15 protein-coding genes are annotated in these 15,693 nt (G+C 53.0%); 5 read left to right on the forward strand and 10 right to left on the reverse strand.

Annotated features, from left to right (window positions below):
• Positions 1–33: 33 nt before the first annotated feature.
• A complete protein-coding gene (locus tag RIN69_RS11780) occupies positions 34–1,218 on the forward strand; it encodes a sugar transporter (RefSeq protein WP_313852020.1) in 1,185 nt (394 codons plus the stop codon).
• Positions 1,219–1,280: 62 nt separating this feature from the next.
• Here RIN69_RS11780 and bhsA read toward each other — a convergent pair whose 3' ends face one another.
• Entirely contained in the window at positions 1,281–1,538 is a 258-nt protein-coding gene (gene bhsA / locus RIN69_RS11785; RefSeq protein ID WP_313852021.1) for a multiple stress resistance protein BhsA, read from the reverse strand.
• 280 nt (positions 1,539–1,818) lie between these two features.
• Here bhsA and RIN69_RS11790 point away from each other — a divergent pair, with 280 nt between their 5' ends.
• Positions 1,819–2,457: a TetR/AcrR family transcriptional regulator gene (locus RIN69_RS11790; protein WP_313852022.1), complete on the forward strand. Its 639-nt coding sequence runs from the start codon at positions 1,819–1,821 to the stop codon at positions 2,455–2,457.
• A 118-nt stretch (positions 2,458–2,575) separates the two neighbouring features.
• On the opposite strand, the gene rhaM is transcribed toward RIN69_RS11790, so the two are convergent.
• The 4 genes from rhaM to rhaB are packed head-to-tail and all read right to left on the reverse strand — an operon-like array spanning position 2,576 to position 6,457.
• A complete protein-coding gene (gene rhaM / locus RIN69_RS11795) occupies positions 2,576–2,890 on the reverse strand; it encodes an L-rhamnose mutarotase (RefSeq protein ID WP_313857720.1) in 315 nt (104 codons plus the stop codon).
• The gene (gene rhaD / locus RIN69_RS11800; protein ID WP_313852023.1) at positions 2,880–3,722 is read right to left on the reverse strand and encodes a rhamnulose-1-phosphate aldolase; all 843 of its coding nucleotides are present in this window, start codon (positions 3,720–3,722) and stop codon (positions 2,880–2,882) included. The genes rhaM and rhaD overlap by 11 nt, the downstream gene beginning before the upstream one ends.
• Before the next feature lie 9 nt (positions 3,723–3,731).
• A complete protein-coding gene (locus tag RIN69_RS11805) occupies positions 3,732–4,988 on the reverse strand; it encodes an L-rhamnose isomerase (RefSeq protein ID WP_313852024.1) in 1,257 nt (418 codons plus the stop codon).
• A complete protein-coding gene (gene rhaB, locus RIN69_RS11810; protein WP_313857721.1) occupies positions 4,985–6,457 on the reverse strand; it encodes a rhamnulokinase in 1,473 nt (490 codons plus the stop codon). Before rhaB ends, RIN69_RS11805 begins: the two co-directional genes overlap by 4 nt.
• A 300-nt stretch (positions 6,458–6,757) precedes the next feature.
• On the opposite strand from rhaB, the gene rhaS reads away from it, so the two are divergent.
• Positions 6,758–7,582, forward strand: a complete 825-nt coding sequence (rhaS, locus tag RIN69_RS11815; protein ID WP_313852025.1) for an HTH-type transcriptional activator RhaS — start codon at positions 6,758–6,760, stop codon at positions 7,580–7,582.
• Between the two features lie 11 nt (positions 7,583–7,593).
• Positions 7,594–8,454 carry an HTH-type transcriptional activator RhaR gene (rhaR, locus tag RIN69_RS11820; RefSeq protein ID WP_313852026.1) on the forward strand — a complete coding sequence of 287 codons (861 nt, stop codon included), beginning with the start codon at positions 7,594–7,596 and terminating at the stop codon, positions 8,452–8,454.
• 146 nt (positions 8,455–8,600) lie between these two features.
• Here the strand turns inward: rhaR and rhaT are convergent, their stop codons facing one another.
• Positions 8,601–9,635 carry an L-rhamnose/proton symporter RhaT gene (rhaT, locus tag RIN69_RS11825; protein WP_313852027.1) on the reverse strand — a complete coding sequence of 345 codons (1,035 nt, stop codon included), beginning with the start codon at positions 9,633–9,635 and terminating at the stop codon, positions 8,601–8,603.
• Between the two features lie 399 nt (positions 9,636–10,034).
• Here rhaT and aldA point away from each other — a divergent pair, with 399 nt between their 5' ends.
• A complete protein-coding gene (aldA, locus tag RIN69_RS11830; RefSeq protein WP_313852028.1) occupies positions 10,035–11,474 on the forward strand; it encodes an aldehyde dehydrogenase in 1,440 nt (479 codons plus the stop codon).
• Positions 11,475–11,516: 42 nt separating this feature from the next.
• Here the strand turns inward: aldA and RIN69_RS11835 are convergent, their stop codons facing one another.
• From RIN69_RS11835 to RIN69_RS11850, 4 genes are read right to left on the reverse strand one after another with little or no spacing between them, the layout of a single operon-like run.
• Positions 11,517–12,443: a LacI family DNA-binding transcriptional regulator gene (locus tag RIN69_RS11835; RefSeq protein ID WP_390902539.1), complete on the reverse strand. Its 927-nt coding sequence runs from the start codon at positions 12,441–12,443 to the stop codon at positions 11,517–11,519.
• A gap of 18 nt (positions 12,444–12,461) precedes the next feature.
• Positions 12,462–13,853 (reverse strand): glycoside hydrolase family 1 protein, encoded by a 1,392-nt coding sequence (locus tag RIN69_RS11840; protein ID WP_313852030.1) that lies wholly within the window; start codon positions 13,851–13,853, stop codon positions 12,462–12,464.
• A gap of 12 nt (positions 13,854–13,865) precedes the next feature.
• Complete coding sequence (locus tag RIN69_RS11845; RefSeq protein ID WP_313852031.1) at positions 13,866–15,200, reverse strand: PTS sugar transporter subunit IIC; 1,335 nt, start codon at positions 15,198–15,200, stop codon at positions 13,866–13,868.
• The gene (locus RIN69_RS11850; RefSeq protein WP_313852032.1) at positions 15,200–15,520 is read right to left on the reverse strand and encodes a PTS sugar transporter subunit IIB; all 321 of its coding nucleotides are present in this window, start codon (positions 15,518–15,520) and stop codon (positions 15,200–15,202) included. Before RIN69_RS11850 ends, RIN69_RS11845 begins: the two co-directional genes overlap by 1 nt.
• Between the last annotated feature and the right edge of the window lie 173 nt (positions 15,521–15,693).

Consider the following 15,693-nt stretch of genomic DNA (forward strand, 5'->3'; position numbering starts at 1 on the left):
AAATAATCTTTCCCTTACTATTCTGTTAACTCCATGCAATCAACCACAGTTTCACGTAAAACCGCCTGGCTGCGCGTCGTTCTGCTCTCTGTCGCGGCGTTTATCTTCAATACTACCGAGTTTGTGCCGGTAGGTTTACTGTCCGATATCGCCAGCAGCTTCTCAATGAAAACCCCTGACGTCGGCATTATGTTGACCATCTATGCCTGGGTGGTGGCGCTTATGTCGCTGCCGCTGATGCTGGCAACCCGCAAGGTGGAACGCCGCTTATTGCTGATGTCGATTATTGCCCTGTTTGTTATCAGTCATGTGATGTCAGTACTGGCATGGGATTTCTGGTCGCTGGTGGCTTCACGTATCGGCATCGCACTGTCACACGCCATTTTCTGGTCAATTACCGCATCGCTGGCGATCCGCGTCGCGCCTGCCGGCAAAAAAACCCAGGCGCTGAGCATGCTGGCTACCGGCACTGCGCTGGCAATGGTACTGGGGGTGCCGATCGGTCGCATTATTGGTCAGTACCTCGGCTGGCGGATGACCTTCGGCATGATTGCCGCTTCGGCGCTGGTGTTGCTGCTGATGCTGGCAAAACTGTTGCCTAAACTGCCAAGCGAACATACCGGCTCGCTGAGCAGTGTACCGGTGCTGTTTAAACGCCCGGCACTGGTTGGCCTGTATCTGCTGACCACGCTGGTGGTGACTGCGCACTACACCGCTTACAGCTATATTGAGCCGTTTATGCAGAGCGTGGCATCGATGGGTGAGAACTTTACCACCTTCTTGCTGCTGATTTTTGGTGCGGCAGGCATTTTAGGCAGCATTATTTTCAGCGTATTTGGCAATAAATTCCCTTCAAGCTTGCTGATCAGCGCCATTAGTCTGATCACGCTTTGCATGGGCTTGCTGCTGTTTGCTGCCATTCATCCGCAGGCAATTTCCGTGCTGTGCATTGTCTGGGGAATGGCGATGATGATGATTGGTCTGGCGATGCAGGTACGCGTACTTTCGCTGGCACCGGATGCCACCGATGTGGCGATGTCACTGTTTTCCGGGATTTATAATATCGGGATCGGCGCTGGCGCGCTGTTGGGTAACCAGGTCAGTACCCATCTGGAGATGGCAGATGTCGGCAACGCCGGTGCAATACTCGGTCTTATTGCCCTGCTCTGGTGTCTGTTTATCTTCCGCCGTTATCCTCAGCTGCGCAGCAACGGCTAAAGCAGAAAAGGCTTCGTCAGTCATTGTTGACTGGCGAAGCCCTCGTGCTGCGCGATAACCAATTAGTTATAAATTACCGCGGTGCCATGCAACTTGTTCTGACCAGAGGTCGAAGTGATGCGGAACGACTTTGCACCTGCGGCTTCCGCTTTCTCTGCTAACTGGCTCTCAAGTGAGCTCAGATCCGAACTGCCACTCGCACTAACCACCCCGATTTTCTGTTGATCGACCGGCGTAAAATTAATCTGGTCTGCTGCAAAACCAGCAAATGACAGTGTGGACAAGCTGACGGCAATCAGGGCAATTTTAACGTTTTTCATTATCTTCTCTCTCAATCTGGTGAAGTAGTATGGTTATCGTTATTTAGTTAACGATCGATAACTAAATGCTAAACCTTCGCCCTGCCGGTCGTCAAACTAATTTTATAATGATCGTTAATTTAATAATCATATGATTGATATTTATGACATTAAATTTTTAATGTCGCGGCATATTGCGTGCAGTAGACCGCGGTGACACGATGACACTCCGCCGCACTTGCATAATTATTTAATGATCGGTAATTTAATTGCAGGGTTAGCGAATGTTAAGTGAGGACATATGCCAGTTCATCAGGGCGTCGGTGTGAAGAAAGGTCGCGGCAGGCCGAAACTTTTTGACCGTGAAACGGCGCTGGACAAAGCGCTTGAGCTGTTCTGGGCGCACGGTTATGAAGCCACATCACTGTCCGATCTGGTGGCCGCCACCGGCGCCAAAGCGCCAACGCTGTATGCCGAATTTGAGAATAAAGAAGGATTGTTTCGTGCGGCAATGGACCGTTATATCGAGAAGTTTGCCCAACAGCGTAAAGCGGCACTCGCCTGCCCCGATCGCACGGTGGCTCAGGGTATCGAAAACTATTTCCGCTCGACTGCCGCCTGTTTTACCGATCGGGAAAAGCCGGCCGGCTGCTTTTTTATCTGCACTTCTACCGCGCTCTCTGCGGCATCTTCTGAGGTGGCAGAAATGCTGCGCACGCGCCATAACTCACAAGAGGCGACGCTATTTGAGTTCCTGCAACAGCGCCAGCAGCAAGGCGAAATAGCCCGCACCTGCGATACCGATGCGATGGCGAAATATCTCTCCTGCGTGCTGCAAGGGATGTCAGTGCGCGCCCGCGAAGGCGCCTCGCGTGAAGAACTGGAAGGGATTATCGATACCGTGATGCGGTTATGGCCAACGCTGGTAATGCCTGCATAAGATTGCAGAACGGTTGCCGTCGCTGATTAAGAGCAACTTCACACCGCTTTGCCAGCCTGATTAGTGGCGGTGTTGAGTGCCATGACGGCTGGCAGACTGCCCGTCATGGCACTCTTTACTACGCCAGATAAAACACTTCGCTTAACGCTTCGCTCACCGGGCTGTTATCCGCATTTGATGGCATCAGCTCCCGCATCGATCGCCACCAGCGCTGACAAACTTCAGTTTGCGCCACGTCATCCCAACGTGCCTGTGACTCAATTTCGACATAAGCAAACAGCAGATTACGCTCTGCATCGAGAAAAATGCTGTAATTATGCGCACCGTGCTGCTTCAGCGTCTGTTCGAGTTCAGGCCAAATCGGCGTATGCCGCTGCTGGTATGCTGCATGAGCATCCGGATACACCTGCATCACAAAGGCTTTACGCAACATTGCGCTTACCGACATTCAGTGCCGCCGCCCACGGATGCACGCCAAAACGCTCACCGAGCGCCACCAGTTCATCGGTGCTGATGGTCTGTTTCATGCCGCCCATTGAGATGACTTTTACCAATACTTCTGAGGATTTTTCAGCAGTATCAATCAGGCCGAATGTCTCATCCAGCGTCGGCCCGGCACCAAAGATACCGTGGAATGGCCATAATACCAGGCTGTGTGATTTCATCTGTTCAGCGGTTTTTGCCCCAATTCCGTCCGTTCCCGGCACCATCCACGGCACGATACCAACACCATCAGGGAACACCACCAGACACTCGGTGCTGCCTTCCCATAACTGTCGGGTAAAGCTGGCAGCATCCAGTTCCAGCACATAGCTCAACGCGATAAAGTTGGTGGCGTGACAGTGCATAATCACCCGGTCGCTACCGTTGGTCAGCTGTTTTCGCACCGAATGAGACTGAAAATGCGAAGCCAGTTCTGAGGTTGGCACCCCGCCATTAACCAGCCCCCAATGAATGCGGAACGATAATCCATCCTCGCTGACCTGCAACAGTACCAGGCTGTCGGCAGGATCAAGCTGCACATTACGAAAAAACTTACCGGAACCGGTAACGAGGAACCAGCAGTTAGCCAGCGCCGGTGCCGGCTGGCTCAGTTCAAGATGGCGCGGTTCAGCACAGAAATCGGCGGCAAACGGTTTAACCTCCTCGTCCAGCAGGCGCAGGCTGATATTACCACCGTTACGTTCGTCCCAGCCTTTCAGCCACATATCACTGGTGGCCTTCACCATTCCCTGTACAAACCATGAAGAAAGAATGCTTTGCATAATAGATCCTTAGCGTTGACTGAGTATTTGTTGTTCGTAATTGCGCACATCGCCCAGCCAGCTGGCATCCGCAGGTACATCATGGCGTAAACAGTAACTTTCCCAGACTGCTTGCCACGGCAGTGATTTTTGCTCTTCCAACAGTGCCAGGCGTGCGGTGTAATCCCCCGCCAGCTCCCGTTCACGCAGCTGTTGCACCGGCTCCAGCAAGGCGCGCAGTAAGGCTTTTTTGGCATTGCGCGTGCCAATTACCCAGGCGGCAATGCGGTTAATTGAGGCATCGAAGAAATCCAGCCCGATATGGACTTTATCGAACAGCCGCTGACGCACAATTTCACTGGCAATCGCCTGCGTTTCATCATCCAGCAGCACCACGTGGTCACTGTCCCAGCGCACCGGACGGCTGACGTGCAGCAGCAGGCGCGGCACATACAGCATGGCGGTGGAAATCTTGTCGGAAATCACTTCGGTTGGATGAAAATGCCCGGCATCCAGCGTCAGTGCCGTCTGGCGGCTGGCGGCATAACCGAGGCAGAACTCATTGGAACCCACGGTGTAGCTTTCCGCACCAATGCCAAACAGCTTGCTCTCTACCGCATCGATATGGTGCTCAGGATTGAGTTTCTCTTTGATGATCTCATCCAGCGAGTTCATCAGGCGCTGACGCGGAGCCAGACGATCTATGGTCAGATCCTTCATGCCGTCCGGCACCCAGATGTTCATGACCGATGGTGTGCCGAGCTGCTCACCAAAATACGCCGAGATCTTACGACTGGCCTTACAGTGATCAATCCAGAACTGACGAATTTCCGCATTACTGTGTGCCAGCGTAAAGCCGTCAGCACTCAGCGGATGCGAAAAACAGGTCGGGTTAAAATCCAGTCCCAACTTGTTGCGCTTCGCCCACTCCACCCAGTTAGCGAAATGCTGCGGCTCGATGGCATTGCGCTCAACCGGCCGATCGCTCTCCAGATAGATGGCGTGCAGATTCAGACGTTTTGGTCCCGGAATCAGTGCCATCGCCAGATCAAGATCGGCACGAAGTTCTGTTGCACTGCGCGCCTTGCCCGGATAATTACCGGTGGCCTGAATACCGCCGGTCAATCCACCCTGCGGGTTTTCAAAGCCGCGTACATCATCGCCCTGCCAGCAGTGCATTGAGACTGGCAGTTGATCCAGTTGCGCCATCGCGGCATCGACATCCACGCCGATGGCTGAAAAACGCTGTTTCGCCAGTTCGAAAGCCTGTTCGATTAACCGGGTCATAGGCAAAGCTCCTTCGTAGGTTGACTGAGCGCCTGAAAACGCGGCCAGCAGGCCGTGAAAGCGCTCTCGTGATAGGGTTTAAGCTTGTGCTGCGGGAAGTTTTGAGCCACCTGCTGACGGAACTGGCGGATATCCGTCACTTCGCCGAGCGCAATCAGCTGACAGCCGATATTTCCCAGCGTCGAGGCCTCGATCGGACCGGCGCTGACCGGCAGATTGCAGGCATTGGCGCACAGCTGATTTAGAAAATGGTTTTGACTGCCGCCGCCGACGATGTGCAGCTGGCTGAAGTTTTTACCGCGCAACTGCGCCAGCTCATCAATCACCTGGCGATACAGCAGCGCCAGACTGTCAAATATGCAGCGCGCCAGTTCGCAGTCGGTTTGCGGAATAGCCATCGACTGTCCGGCGCAGGCATCCTGAATTTCGCGCACCATGCTGGCGGGATTGATAAAGCGCTCATCATTAGGATTGATGACGAATTTGCAGGCAGGCAGCTGGGATGCCTCGTGAATCAGCTGGCAGAGATCGGCAATCTGCAACTCGTCACAAACCCGCTGTAACAGCCACAGTCCCATAATATTTTTCAGCACCCGATAGCGGCCTTCAGCCCCGCCCTCATTGGTGATATTGGCCCGCAACGCGCTGCCGCCGGTCAGCGGCTGATGGCTCTCAAAACCCATTAATGACCAGGTGCCGGAGCTGAGATAAGCGCTGTCATCATCCGTTAATGGCGTGGCGAGAATCGCACTGGCAGTATCGTGGCTGGCTACCGCAATCACCGGCACCTTTTTGCCCTGCGCATTTTTCCACTCACCGAGTGGTTTTCCAGGCTGTGACGGCGTGCCAAACCACTCGGGTTTCGCGCCAGCCCACTGCAGCAACGTTTCATCCCACCCGCCGCTGTTGATATTCAGTAACTGCGTGGTGGTCGCATTGGTGTACTCCCAGTTCAGCTGACCGGTCAGCCGATAATGCAGATAGTCGGGCATCAGTAACGCATGGGCGACACCTTCAGCCAGCTCCGGGTGCGCATCGCTAAAGGCACGCAGCTGATACAGCGTGTTAAACGGTAAAAACTGAATACCGGTGCGCTGATAGATTGCCTGCCGCCCCAGCTCACGTTCAGCTTTAGCCATCAGGCCGTGGGTGCGTTTGTCGCGGTAGGAGATCGGCAGGCCAACTCGCTGACCGTCGGCATCGATCAGCACCAGATCGACGCCCCAGGTATCGATCCCGATACTATCCGGTACAATACCTTCACTCTCCAGCAGTGCCAGTCCGCAGCGAATTTCTGCTTCCAGCGCATCAACATCCCAGCAATCGTAGCCTTCCACCATCAGTCGCTGATTTGCAAAACGGCTGACTTCACGCAGCGTCAGGTTGCCGTCTTCCGACTGATAACGCCCCAGCATCACTCGCCCACTTGAGGCGCCAAGATCGATGGCTACAATATTGCGAATGGTCATGGATTTAACTTCCTGGTGATTCAGTGCCACCAGTGTAAAGTTCGCCACGTTTGCCACCTTGCTGACATTGCCAGCAACCCGAACTCGCTGGCAAATGCGCAAAGGTGAACGTGAATCAGCTCACAGTTTCGTTTTTCCCCCCTGCCTGCGGCAGATGTGACGCATTACGCATTTCTGATTTTTTCCCAATGATTCTCGAAAAATTAGCGCGTTAAGCGAGTTTCCCCGTGCAAAATTCAAGGTAAGGTTAATCCGCGCTGATTTAGTATCGGTTACAGGTTTGTTAACAGAGGGCGAATCATGACGGTATTACACAGCGCTGATTTCTTTCCGAGCGGAGGATTTCCGGTTGCCATTGAACCGCGCGCGCCTCAGGGCGCTTTTCCTGAACATCATCATGACTTCCATGAAATCGTACTGGTGGAGCAAGGTTCTGGCATTCATGTATTTAACGGTCAGCCACAAACACTGTGCGGCGGATGCATCTGCTTCGTGCGCGATCACGACCGGCATCTGTATGAACAGACAGAAAATCTGCATCTGACCAATGTGTTATATCGCGGCCCTGATGCTTTTCGTTTTCTAACCGGGCTGCGCGATTTATTGCCGCAGGAGCAGGACGGACGATATCCGTCGCACTGGCGCATCGGTAATAAGCTGATGGCACAAGCTAAAGCGGTAATCAACCAGTTGAGCCACTTGCCGCCCGAGTTTTCACTGGAACAGCAGGCAGAGCAGGAGCTGCGCTTTATGCAATTGTTGATGCTGTTACGTCAGGGCTGCCGCGAACAACACAGTGACGATCAGGACGGTCGCCTGCGTCGCTTGCTGGACTGGCTTAACGATCATTACAGTGATGATGTTGACTGGGACGCGCTGGCAGACAGTTTTTCGTTATCCCTGCGCACCCTGCACCGTCAGATGAAACAGCAAACCGGCAGTACGCCGCAGCGCTATCTTAACCGGCTGCGTTTGTTGCAGGCGCGCCATCTGTTGCGTCACAGCGATCAAAGAATTACCGATATCGCATTTCAATGTGGTTTCGGCGACAGTAACCACTTTTCGACGCTATTTAAACGTGAGTTTGGTTGTGCACCGCGCGCCGAACGGCAGCAAACACTGTAAGAGGATGATGAATGAGCCTTGTGCTGGCCAGAGCGGATTATTTTCCTTCGGATGCCATGCCGGTGGCGGTTGCTGACCGCGCGCCGCAGCCGTCGTTTCCGCCGCACCGCCACGAGTTTTATGAGATCGTCATTGTCTGGCGTGGAAATGGCCTGCATATCCTCAATGATCGCCCGTGGCCGGTCACCTGTGGCGATATTTTTTATATTAAAGACAGCGATTGTCACAGCTATGAGTCGGTAAACGATCTGGTGCTCGATAATATTATTTACTGTCCGGAGCGTTTCAAGCTGGGGCTGGACTGGTCACAACTGTTGCCAATGGATGACCCTGATCATCCCGCATGCTGGCGGCTGACCACCCGTGGTATGGCAATGGCGCGCAATGTCATTACACAGCTTGAACAGGAGAGCCGTAAAAGCGATCTGCTCTCTTTACAGCTGACCGAAGCGCTGTTTTTGCAACTGGCGTTGATTCTGCGGCGCTATCGTTATGCGGTCGACCGTGCCTATGAACAACCGGAGGGTGAACAGCTGGATCTGTTAATGGCGGCAATTCAGGCCGACAGTGAGACGCCTTTCGACCTGGCGCTATTTTGCCAGCACAGCAAACTGTCTGAACGGGCACTGAAACAGCTATTTCGACAGCAAACCGGTATGACCATCAGTCACTATGTGCGCCAGTTACAGCTGTGTCGGGCAAAGTATTTGCTGCGCTGTAGCGACTGTCTGATCGGTCAGGTGGCGGCACGCTGCGGCTTTGATGACAGCAACTATTTTTCGGTAGTATTTACTCGCGAAACCGGTATGACGCCCAGCGCATGGCGTCAGCGATTTGAACAGGCGGGAAAAGCGGCGATGAAAACCGCGTGATGGGTTTAGTGAGTTTGACTGAAATACTGATACGCGTAATTCTAAAATCAGCATCTCAGCTCAAAATTATCAACCGTTGCAACTAAAAATTATTGCCCTTTCTGTTACTTCAGCGAAAGGGCAATATCAAATAATAGCTTTCTGTATTATTGCGCCATACCTAAACCAACAATATTTGCTGCCAGAATAATGACCAGGCAACCAATACTTAACACACCCACGGGTCGGCGCCCTGCCGATTTCCACTCTTTTAACACCAGCCCGACAATACCGCCGCACAGTACATAGAAACTCATATGCAGCATCCAGCTGATGTAGTCATACTGCGTCGGAATATTGGCATGGCCCCAGGCGTAGAAGAAGAATTGCAGATACCACATGGTGCCGCCGAGTAAGGCAAACAGCACGTTGGCAATTAACAACGGCTTAGCCACCGAGAAATCCGCCTTAATCGACAGATTTGGTTTCGTCGCCAGGCGAATAAAGCAGTAGGCGAGATTAACCAGCGCACCGCCGCCCATTATGACCACATAGCTTGGCAGCGCTACGTACAGTGGATCGATACCCAGAGCCGCCGCCGCTTCATGCATCGGCTTCGCTGCATCCATGGCAAAAGACATACCGGCTGAGAAAATACCGCATACTACCGCCAGTACCAGCCCTTTTCGCAGATTAAACTCTTCCGCCTGAATCCCCATCGCGCGTTCTTTCAGTAATCCTGCGCGCGCCACTACCGCGACGCCGATCAGCGCCACCAGCACGCCCAACAGTGTCAGGCGGCCACCTGATGAGCTGAACAGTTCGACAAAACGCCCCTGTAGCAGCGGCGTCATCAGTGTGCCCACCACCAGCGTAATACCGATGGCAATACCGATGCCCATCGACATGCCGAGATAGCGCATTGTCAGACCGTAATTGATATTGCCGATTCCCCACATTGCGCCGAACAGAAATACCGGCATCAGGGTCGCAAGATCGAATGAAGCATAGTATTGCCAGAACTGCGGCAGCAGGATGGCGCTGACCAGCCACGGCAGAATCAGCCATGACATAATTCCCCCCACCGACCACATTGTTTCCCATGACCAATTTTTGACTTTCTTCAGCGGCGCATAAAAGCACGCGGCGCTGGCTGCACCGACCAGGTGCCACATAATACCGAGCAGGATTGCGTTATCCATTATTATTCCTTCGTAGTCAGAGGCCATCAGCAACCGTACGGTTTACTGAGTACGGAGGAGTCTAAAGAGTTGGGGCCCTGCTCAACCTTATGCTGGCTGCCCGGCGTCAGGCAAAACTGGCAAAATTCAGTGGATGGTAATGACTGCGATCACAAAATTTCGTCGTGGCCTCCGGCTGCTGCCCAGGGATCGCTGGCGCGGTAAATGCCCGCTGAAGCGAGTTTTTTACCAATTTGTTAGCGCTGTGCGGCATAACATAACGTTATTGCCAGCGACAACGTTTTCATGGCAATCAGAGAAAGGTGCCGGGAGACAAACTGCGTCACTTTTTGCTTAATCAACAGCAGTTTTGCAACGCATTAACAAAAAACATCACTACTCGTGACGGAGATCCGGAAAATGGCAACCCCTCAGCAACGCATGTATATCAACGGACAGTTTGTTGAAAACCACAGTGACAAATGGATCGAGGTGATCAATCCCTCAACCGAGCAGGTTATTTCGCAGATCCCGGAAGGCAGCGCCGATGATGCTAAACGCGCTATCGATGCCGCCGAAGCTGCTCAGCCAGGCTGGGAAGCGCTGCCGGCGGTTGAACGCGGCGTCTGGCTGCATAAAATTGCTGACGGCATTCGCCAACGCGCGGATGAACTGACGGATGTTATCGTCGCTGAGGGAGGGAAAACCTTTGCGCTGGCGCAGACCGAAGTGCTGTTTACCGCCGACTACCTGGATTATATGGCTGAGTGGGCGCGCCGCTACGAGGGCGAGATCGTGCAGAGCGACCGTCCAAACGAAAATATCCTGATATTTAAAAAAGCTATCGGCGTCACTACCGGTATTCTGCCGTGGAACTTCCCGTTCTTTTTAATTGCACGTAAAGCCGCACCGGCGCTGATTACCGGCAATACCATTGTGATTAAACCGAGTGAGTTAACCCCTAATAATGCGGTGATCTTCGCCGAAATTGTCGACAGCATAGGTCTGCCCAAAGGCGTGCTGAATATGGTGTTTGGCTACGGCCCAACGGTCGGTCAGGAGCTGGCAGCCAACCCTAAAGTGGGTATGGTCAGTTTAACCGGCAGTGTTAACGCCGGAATTGAAACCATGAAGGCCGCCGCTCCAAACGTCACTAAAGTTTCGCTGGAGCTGGGCGGTAAAGCCCCCGCTATCGTGATGAATGATGCTGACCTTGATATCGCCGTGAAGGCGATCGTCAGTTCACGCGTGATCAATAGCGGACAGGTGTGCAACTGCGCCGAGCGCGTATATGTACAGGAAGAGATATACGATAACTTTATCACCCGCCTTACCGCCGCTTTTCAGCAGGTGACCTTTGGCGATCCGGCGCAGCAAAAAGAGCTGGATATGGGCCCGTTAATTACCGCCGCGGCATTGCAGCGCGTTGAAGAGAAAGTAGCTAAAGCCGTAGAACAAGGCGCACAGGTGATTATCGGTGGTAAACGAGCCGGGAATAAAGGCTTCTTCTTCCAGCCAACCATTCTTACCAACGTGAAGCAGCAGATGCCAATTATGCATGAAGAAATTTTCGGACCGGTGCTGCCGGTCGCCACTTTCCGCACGCTGGATGAAGCGATTGAAATGGCCAATGACAGTGAGTATGGCCTGACGTCGTCGATTTTCACCAGCAATATCAATACGGCGATGATTGCGCTGCGCAAACTGAAGTTTGGTGAAACCTATATTAACCGCGAAAACTTTGAAGCAATGCAGGGGTTCCACGCCGGATGGCGTAAATCCGGGGTTGGCGGTGCCGATGGCCGTCATGGACTGGAAGAGTATCTACAAACTCACGTGGCTTATCTGCAATTTCAGTGAGCCGAAGCTTGATGATGGGCCAGTCAAACTGGCCCGTTTTTTTTACCAGGGCGTCAATAAACTGCCGCGCAATGGCGGAAAATCTTGCTCGCTGCCGACAATCAGTTTAATGGCACGCTGAGCCAGCGTTTCCAGTGGAAAGCTAATCAGCGGCAGCAGCGGGTCAGCAAAAGCAGCCGTCGATCCATCTATACTAAACACCATTACCTGCTGCGGTACCGCCAGCTGATATTGTTTCAGCAACTCGACCACCTCCAGACCCTGGTAATAATCCGTCACCAGTACCGCATCAAAGGCCACCCGACGATTAATCAATCCCTGCAATGCCACGCTGACAGACTGCTCTTCATCCATGATTAACTGTCGGTTAAACGGCATCGCCATGCTTTCCAGCGCGCAACGATAGCCCTGCAAAACCTGCTCTGCCGCCTCACCCCGATTGAAATTCAGCAGCGCGATTTTGCGGCGCTGCTGAGTAAACAGATAGTGACTGGCGGTCTGACTGGCAAATTCATAATCAATGCCAATCTGCTGTTTACCCGAGGCGTTCAGACAGTCGATCAGTACCGCCTGTTGCGCGCTGGAAGGCAGCGGAAAACGTGCGCCAACCACCATCACCGCATCACATAATCCGGTACTGAGTTCAGAAATCGCCTGCTCAACCGACGCGGTAGTATTGGCAAAGCGTAACAACAGATGCTTTTGGTGCAAACTCAGCTGTTTCTCCAGCGCCTGCAGATAACCCGTGGCCTGCTGGATATGCTCCGTGGCGCAGATCACCCCAATACAGTGGGTGGTCTGGCTGGTAAGTGACTGCGCAATGACATTCGGTTTGTAGTTGAGAATCTCCACTGCACGGAGAACCGCATCACGGCTCTCCTCTTTGACGCCACGACTGCCACTCAGCACGCGTGAAACTGTTGCTTTGGATACCTGGGCCAGACGCGATACATCGTTAATACTCGCCATCATTGCTCTCTGTAATGTCTACTGCTGGCTGGAAAAGCCGTTTTCGCTGGCGGTGCGGGCAAACCATTCACCACTTTTTTTCACACTGCGCTGCTGTGTTTGCAGGTCAAGCTGGACAAATCCATAGCGGTTTTTATAGGCATTGCACCATGACCAGTTATCGATAAAAGTCCACATATGATACCCGAGGCAGTGACTGCCCTCACTGATACCACGATGAACCCACTGCAAATGCTCCCGAACGAAATCGATACGGTAATCATCCTGAATCTGACCATGTTGCGCAAAGCGCCCTTCATTTTCGACGCCCATACCGTTCTCCGAAATAAAGCAGCGCGGATTGGCATAATTTTGCCGCAGATTGGTCAGAATGTCATAAATCCCCGGCTCGTAAATCTCCCAGCCACGATAAGGATTCATTTTCCTGCCCGGCATCTCATAGTGGTCAAAAAACCACTCTGGCATAAACGGGCTGTCGGGATTAACCAGCGAGTCGCGAGCTTTAATTCGTCGTGGCTGATAGTAATTGATCCCCAGTAAATCGACGATGCCACTCGCCAGCAGTGCGCTGTCGCCTGGCTGACACGCCGGTAACTGACCATGCTGCGCCAGTAACTCAATCAGCTGTTGCGGATACTCTCCACGCAGCGCCGGATCGAGGAAACTGCGATTGAACATCAGGTCGGCGATATTAGCCGCCTGCCGATCTGCCGGATTCTCAGAGCGGGCGTACGACGGTGTCAGGTTGAGGATAATACCTATTTCACCGTCCTGCTGACGCTGACGATATTTTTTAACCGCCAGCGCATGGGCCAGCATCGTATGATAAGCCACCGTCGCCGCGCGTTTAAAATCCACCACATTCGGATAGTGGAAATCATACAGATAACCGCCCTCTACCGGCACAATTGGCTCGTTAAAGGTAAACCAGTGCTTCACCCGGTCGCCAAACAGCTGAAAACACTGGTCGGCATAGTCAGCATAAGCGGCGACCACCTCGCGGTTTTCCCAGCCGCCCTGCTGCTGCATTACCAGCGGCATATCAAAATGGAACAGATTGATAAACGGCGTAATCCCCTGCGCCAGCATCTCGTCAATCATCTGCTGGTAAAACTCCACCGCCTGCGGATTCAGCGCACCGCGCCCGTCCGGTATTAAACGCGCCCACGAAATCGACGTGCGAAAGGTGTTGTGATTAAGCTGCTTTAACAAGGCGATATCTTCACGCCAGTGCTGATAAAAACCTGAGGTGTCTGCCGGGCCAATCTGCTGATGAAAACGCGAAGGCTGCTGCTGAAACCAGTGATCCCAAATCGTGGCGCTTTTACCCGCGTTAAGGCTGTTACCCTCTGTTTGCGGAGCTGAACTGGCACTGCCCCACCAGAAATTGTCAGGAAACTGATATTGCATGGAAATTGCTCCTTAAGTACGGGCCGGAAGATCGTTACCCTGCGCAGCTGCGCCGTTTTGTGGGTTTTCTGCTTCTTGCTGCAGCAAGGTGCGCTCGTAAACGCGCAGGAAAGGCAGATACATCAGTGCCGACATCACCATACAAAACAGGCACATAAACACCGGGCTAAGCGCCCAGTTGGCAGCCCATGAAGCACCTATCGGTCCCGGCGTGGTCCATGGAGCCATCGACACCACCTGCGCAACCCAGCCCAGCTTAATTGCAGTCCAGGCAAATACGGCGTTAATCATTGGCACACAGATAAACGGCAGGAAAAACAGCGGATTCATAATAATCGGCATGCCGAACAGAATCGGCTCATTGATATTAAAGATGCTGGGTACTACGCCCATCTTACCAATGGTGCGCAAGTGAATGGCGCGGCTGCGTAACAGCAGGAAGGCCAGGGGTAAAGTCGAACCGACGCCGCCAATCAGCAGATAAAAATCCCAGAATCCCATCAGATAGGTATGTGGCAACAGGCTACCGGCTTCCAGCGCTGCCTGGTTCGCCGCCAGGTTGGTTAACCAGAAAGGATTCATAATTCCGGTGACGATCAGCGCGCCATGAATACCGGCAAACCACAGCACCTGACACACCAGCACCGAAATCAGCACTGCTGGCAGCGAGTCCGAGGCCGATACCAGCGGCGCCAGCAGATGCATAATCGCCTGCGGAATTATCATTCCGGTCCAGGATTCAATCAGCAAATTCAACGGATGCAGTGTCGCAACAATCACGATCACCGGGATCAGAATTTCAAAAGAGCGCGCGACGCCGGTCGGCACCTCTTTCGGCAAGCGGATGGTAATGTTGTGGCGCTTCAGCCATGCATACACTTCACTGGTATACAGTGCGGTGATAATAGCGGTGAAAATTCCCTGCCCGGAGAAGTAATCAGTGGCGATTTTGCCATCCTGGTAAGGTGCCGCCACCAGTAAAAAACCCATAAAAGCCAGCAAACCGGTCATCACCGGGTCGAGCTTGTAATGTTTACCAATACTCGCACCAATGCCAACTGAAATAAAAAAGGTCATCACTCCCATACTGAGGTTGTAAGGCAGCATCAGCTGTTGACGGTGATTGACGGAGAAATCGAGCCAGGCGCGGGCGAAGCGCCAGGTGGTATCCGGCGAGAAAGGCGGAAAGATAAACACCAGCATAAACGAGCCAATAATCATAAACGGCAGCGCGGCAACAAAGCCATCGCGAATCGCGATAACATGCCGTTGCTGGCCCACGGCTCCGGCCATCGGCGTGATTTTACGCTCGATGATATTGATCAATACCTGATAGACCGAGCTCATCAGGCGGCTCCTTTTTGAGCAATCAGCTCAAGCGCAAAATCGAGCACCTTATCGCCGCGCTGCATGCCGTAATCCATCATATTGATCGGTGCTACCGGAATGCCGGAAGCAACGGTTTTTTCCGCCAGCGTCTCCAGCATATATTTTATCTGCGGCCCCAGCAGCACCACCTGGTAATCGGCAAAACGATCGTCAAATTCTGTGGCACTGTAAGCGGCGATATCGACTGCCAACCCGCGTTTATCGGCCTCTTCCAGCATTTTGCGCACCAGTAAACTGGTAGACATCCCGGCGGAACAACAAAGCATAATCTTGTGCATAACGTTTACTCCCAGTCGGTGATATGACCGTGAGTGGAAACGATATGGAAACCGGTTTCCATACAAATTGAGTAATTATGGGAGCTGTCTCAAAAAATCGGGCAACTGACATCTGCGGGATGTGAAATACATCACGCAGCTTGATGTAACATGAGTAAATAAGCGATCCTGCG

The organism is Winslowiella toletana, assembly GCF_032164335.1.
In the GTDB taxonomy this organism is placed as follows: Bacteria; Pseudomonadota; Gammaproteobacteria; order Enterobacterales; family Enterobacteriaceae; genus Erwinia; species Erwinia toletana_A.

Bases quoted from the DNA above. Each gene is read 5' to 3' on its own strand.
- bhsA (WP_313852021.1), bottom strand. From the start codon at position 1,538: ATGAAAAACGTTAAAATTGCCCTGATTGCCGTCAGCTTGTCCACACTG.
- RIN69_RS11845 (WP_313852031.1), bottom strand. From the start codon at position 15,200: ATGAGCTCGGTCTATCAGGTATTGATCAATATCATCGAGCGTAAAATC.
- RIN69_RS11850 (WP_313852032.1), bottom strand. From the start codon at position 15,520: ATGCACAAGATTATGCTTTGTTGTTCCGCCGGGATGTCTACCAGTTTA.
- rhaS (WP_313852025.1), top strand. From the start codon at position 6,758: ATGACGGTATTACACAGCGCTGATTTCTTTCCGAGCGGAGGATTTCCG.
- RIN69_RS11840 (WP_313852030.1), bottom strand. From the start codon at position 13,853: ATGCAATATCAGTTTCCTGACAATTTCTGGTGGGGCAGTGCCAGTTCA.
- rhaB (WP_313857721.1), bottom strand. From the start codon at position 6,457: ATGACCATTCGCAATATTGTAGCCATCGATCTTGGCGCCTCAAGTGGG.
- RIN69_RS11835 (WP_390902539.1), bottom strand. From the start codon at position 12,443: ATGGCGAGTATTAACGATGTATCGCGTCTGGCCCAGGTATCCAAAGCA.
- rhaD (WP_313852023.1), bottom strand. From the start codon at position 3,722: ATGCAAAGCATTCTTTCTTCATGGTTTGTACAGGGAATGGTGAAGGCC.
- RIN69_RS11805 (WP_313852024.1), bottom strand. From the start codon at position 4,988: ATGACCCGGTTAATCGAACAGGCTTTCGAACTGGCGAAACAGCGTTTT.
- aldA (WP_313852028.1), top strand. From the start codon at position 10,035: ATGGCAACCCCTCAGCAACGCATGTATATCAACGGACAGTTTGTTGAA.
- rhaT (WP_313852027.1), bottom strand. From the start codon at position 9,635: ATGGATAACGCAATCCTGCTCGGTATTATGTGGCACCTGGTCGGTGCA.
- RIN69_RS11790 (WP_313852022.1), top strand. From the start codon at position 1,819: ATGCCAGTTCATCAGGGCGTCGGTGTGAAGAAAGGTCGCGGCAGGCCG.
- RIN69_RS11780 (WP_313852020.1), top strand. From the start codon at position 34: ATGCAATCAACCACAGTTTCACGTAAAACCGCCTGGCTGCGCGTCGTT.
- rhaR (WP_313852026.1), top strand. From the start codon at position 7,594: ATGAGCCTTGTGCTGGCCAGAGCGGATTATTTTCCTTCGGATGCCATG.
- rhaM (WP_313857720.1), bottom strand. From the start codon at position 2,890: ATGTTGCGTAAAGCCTTTGTGATGCAGGTGTATCCGGATGCTCATGCA.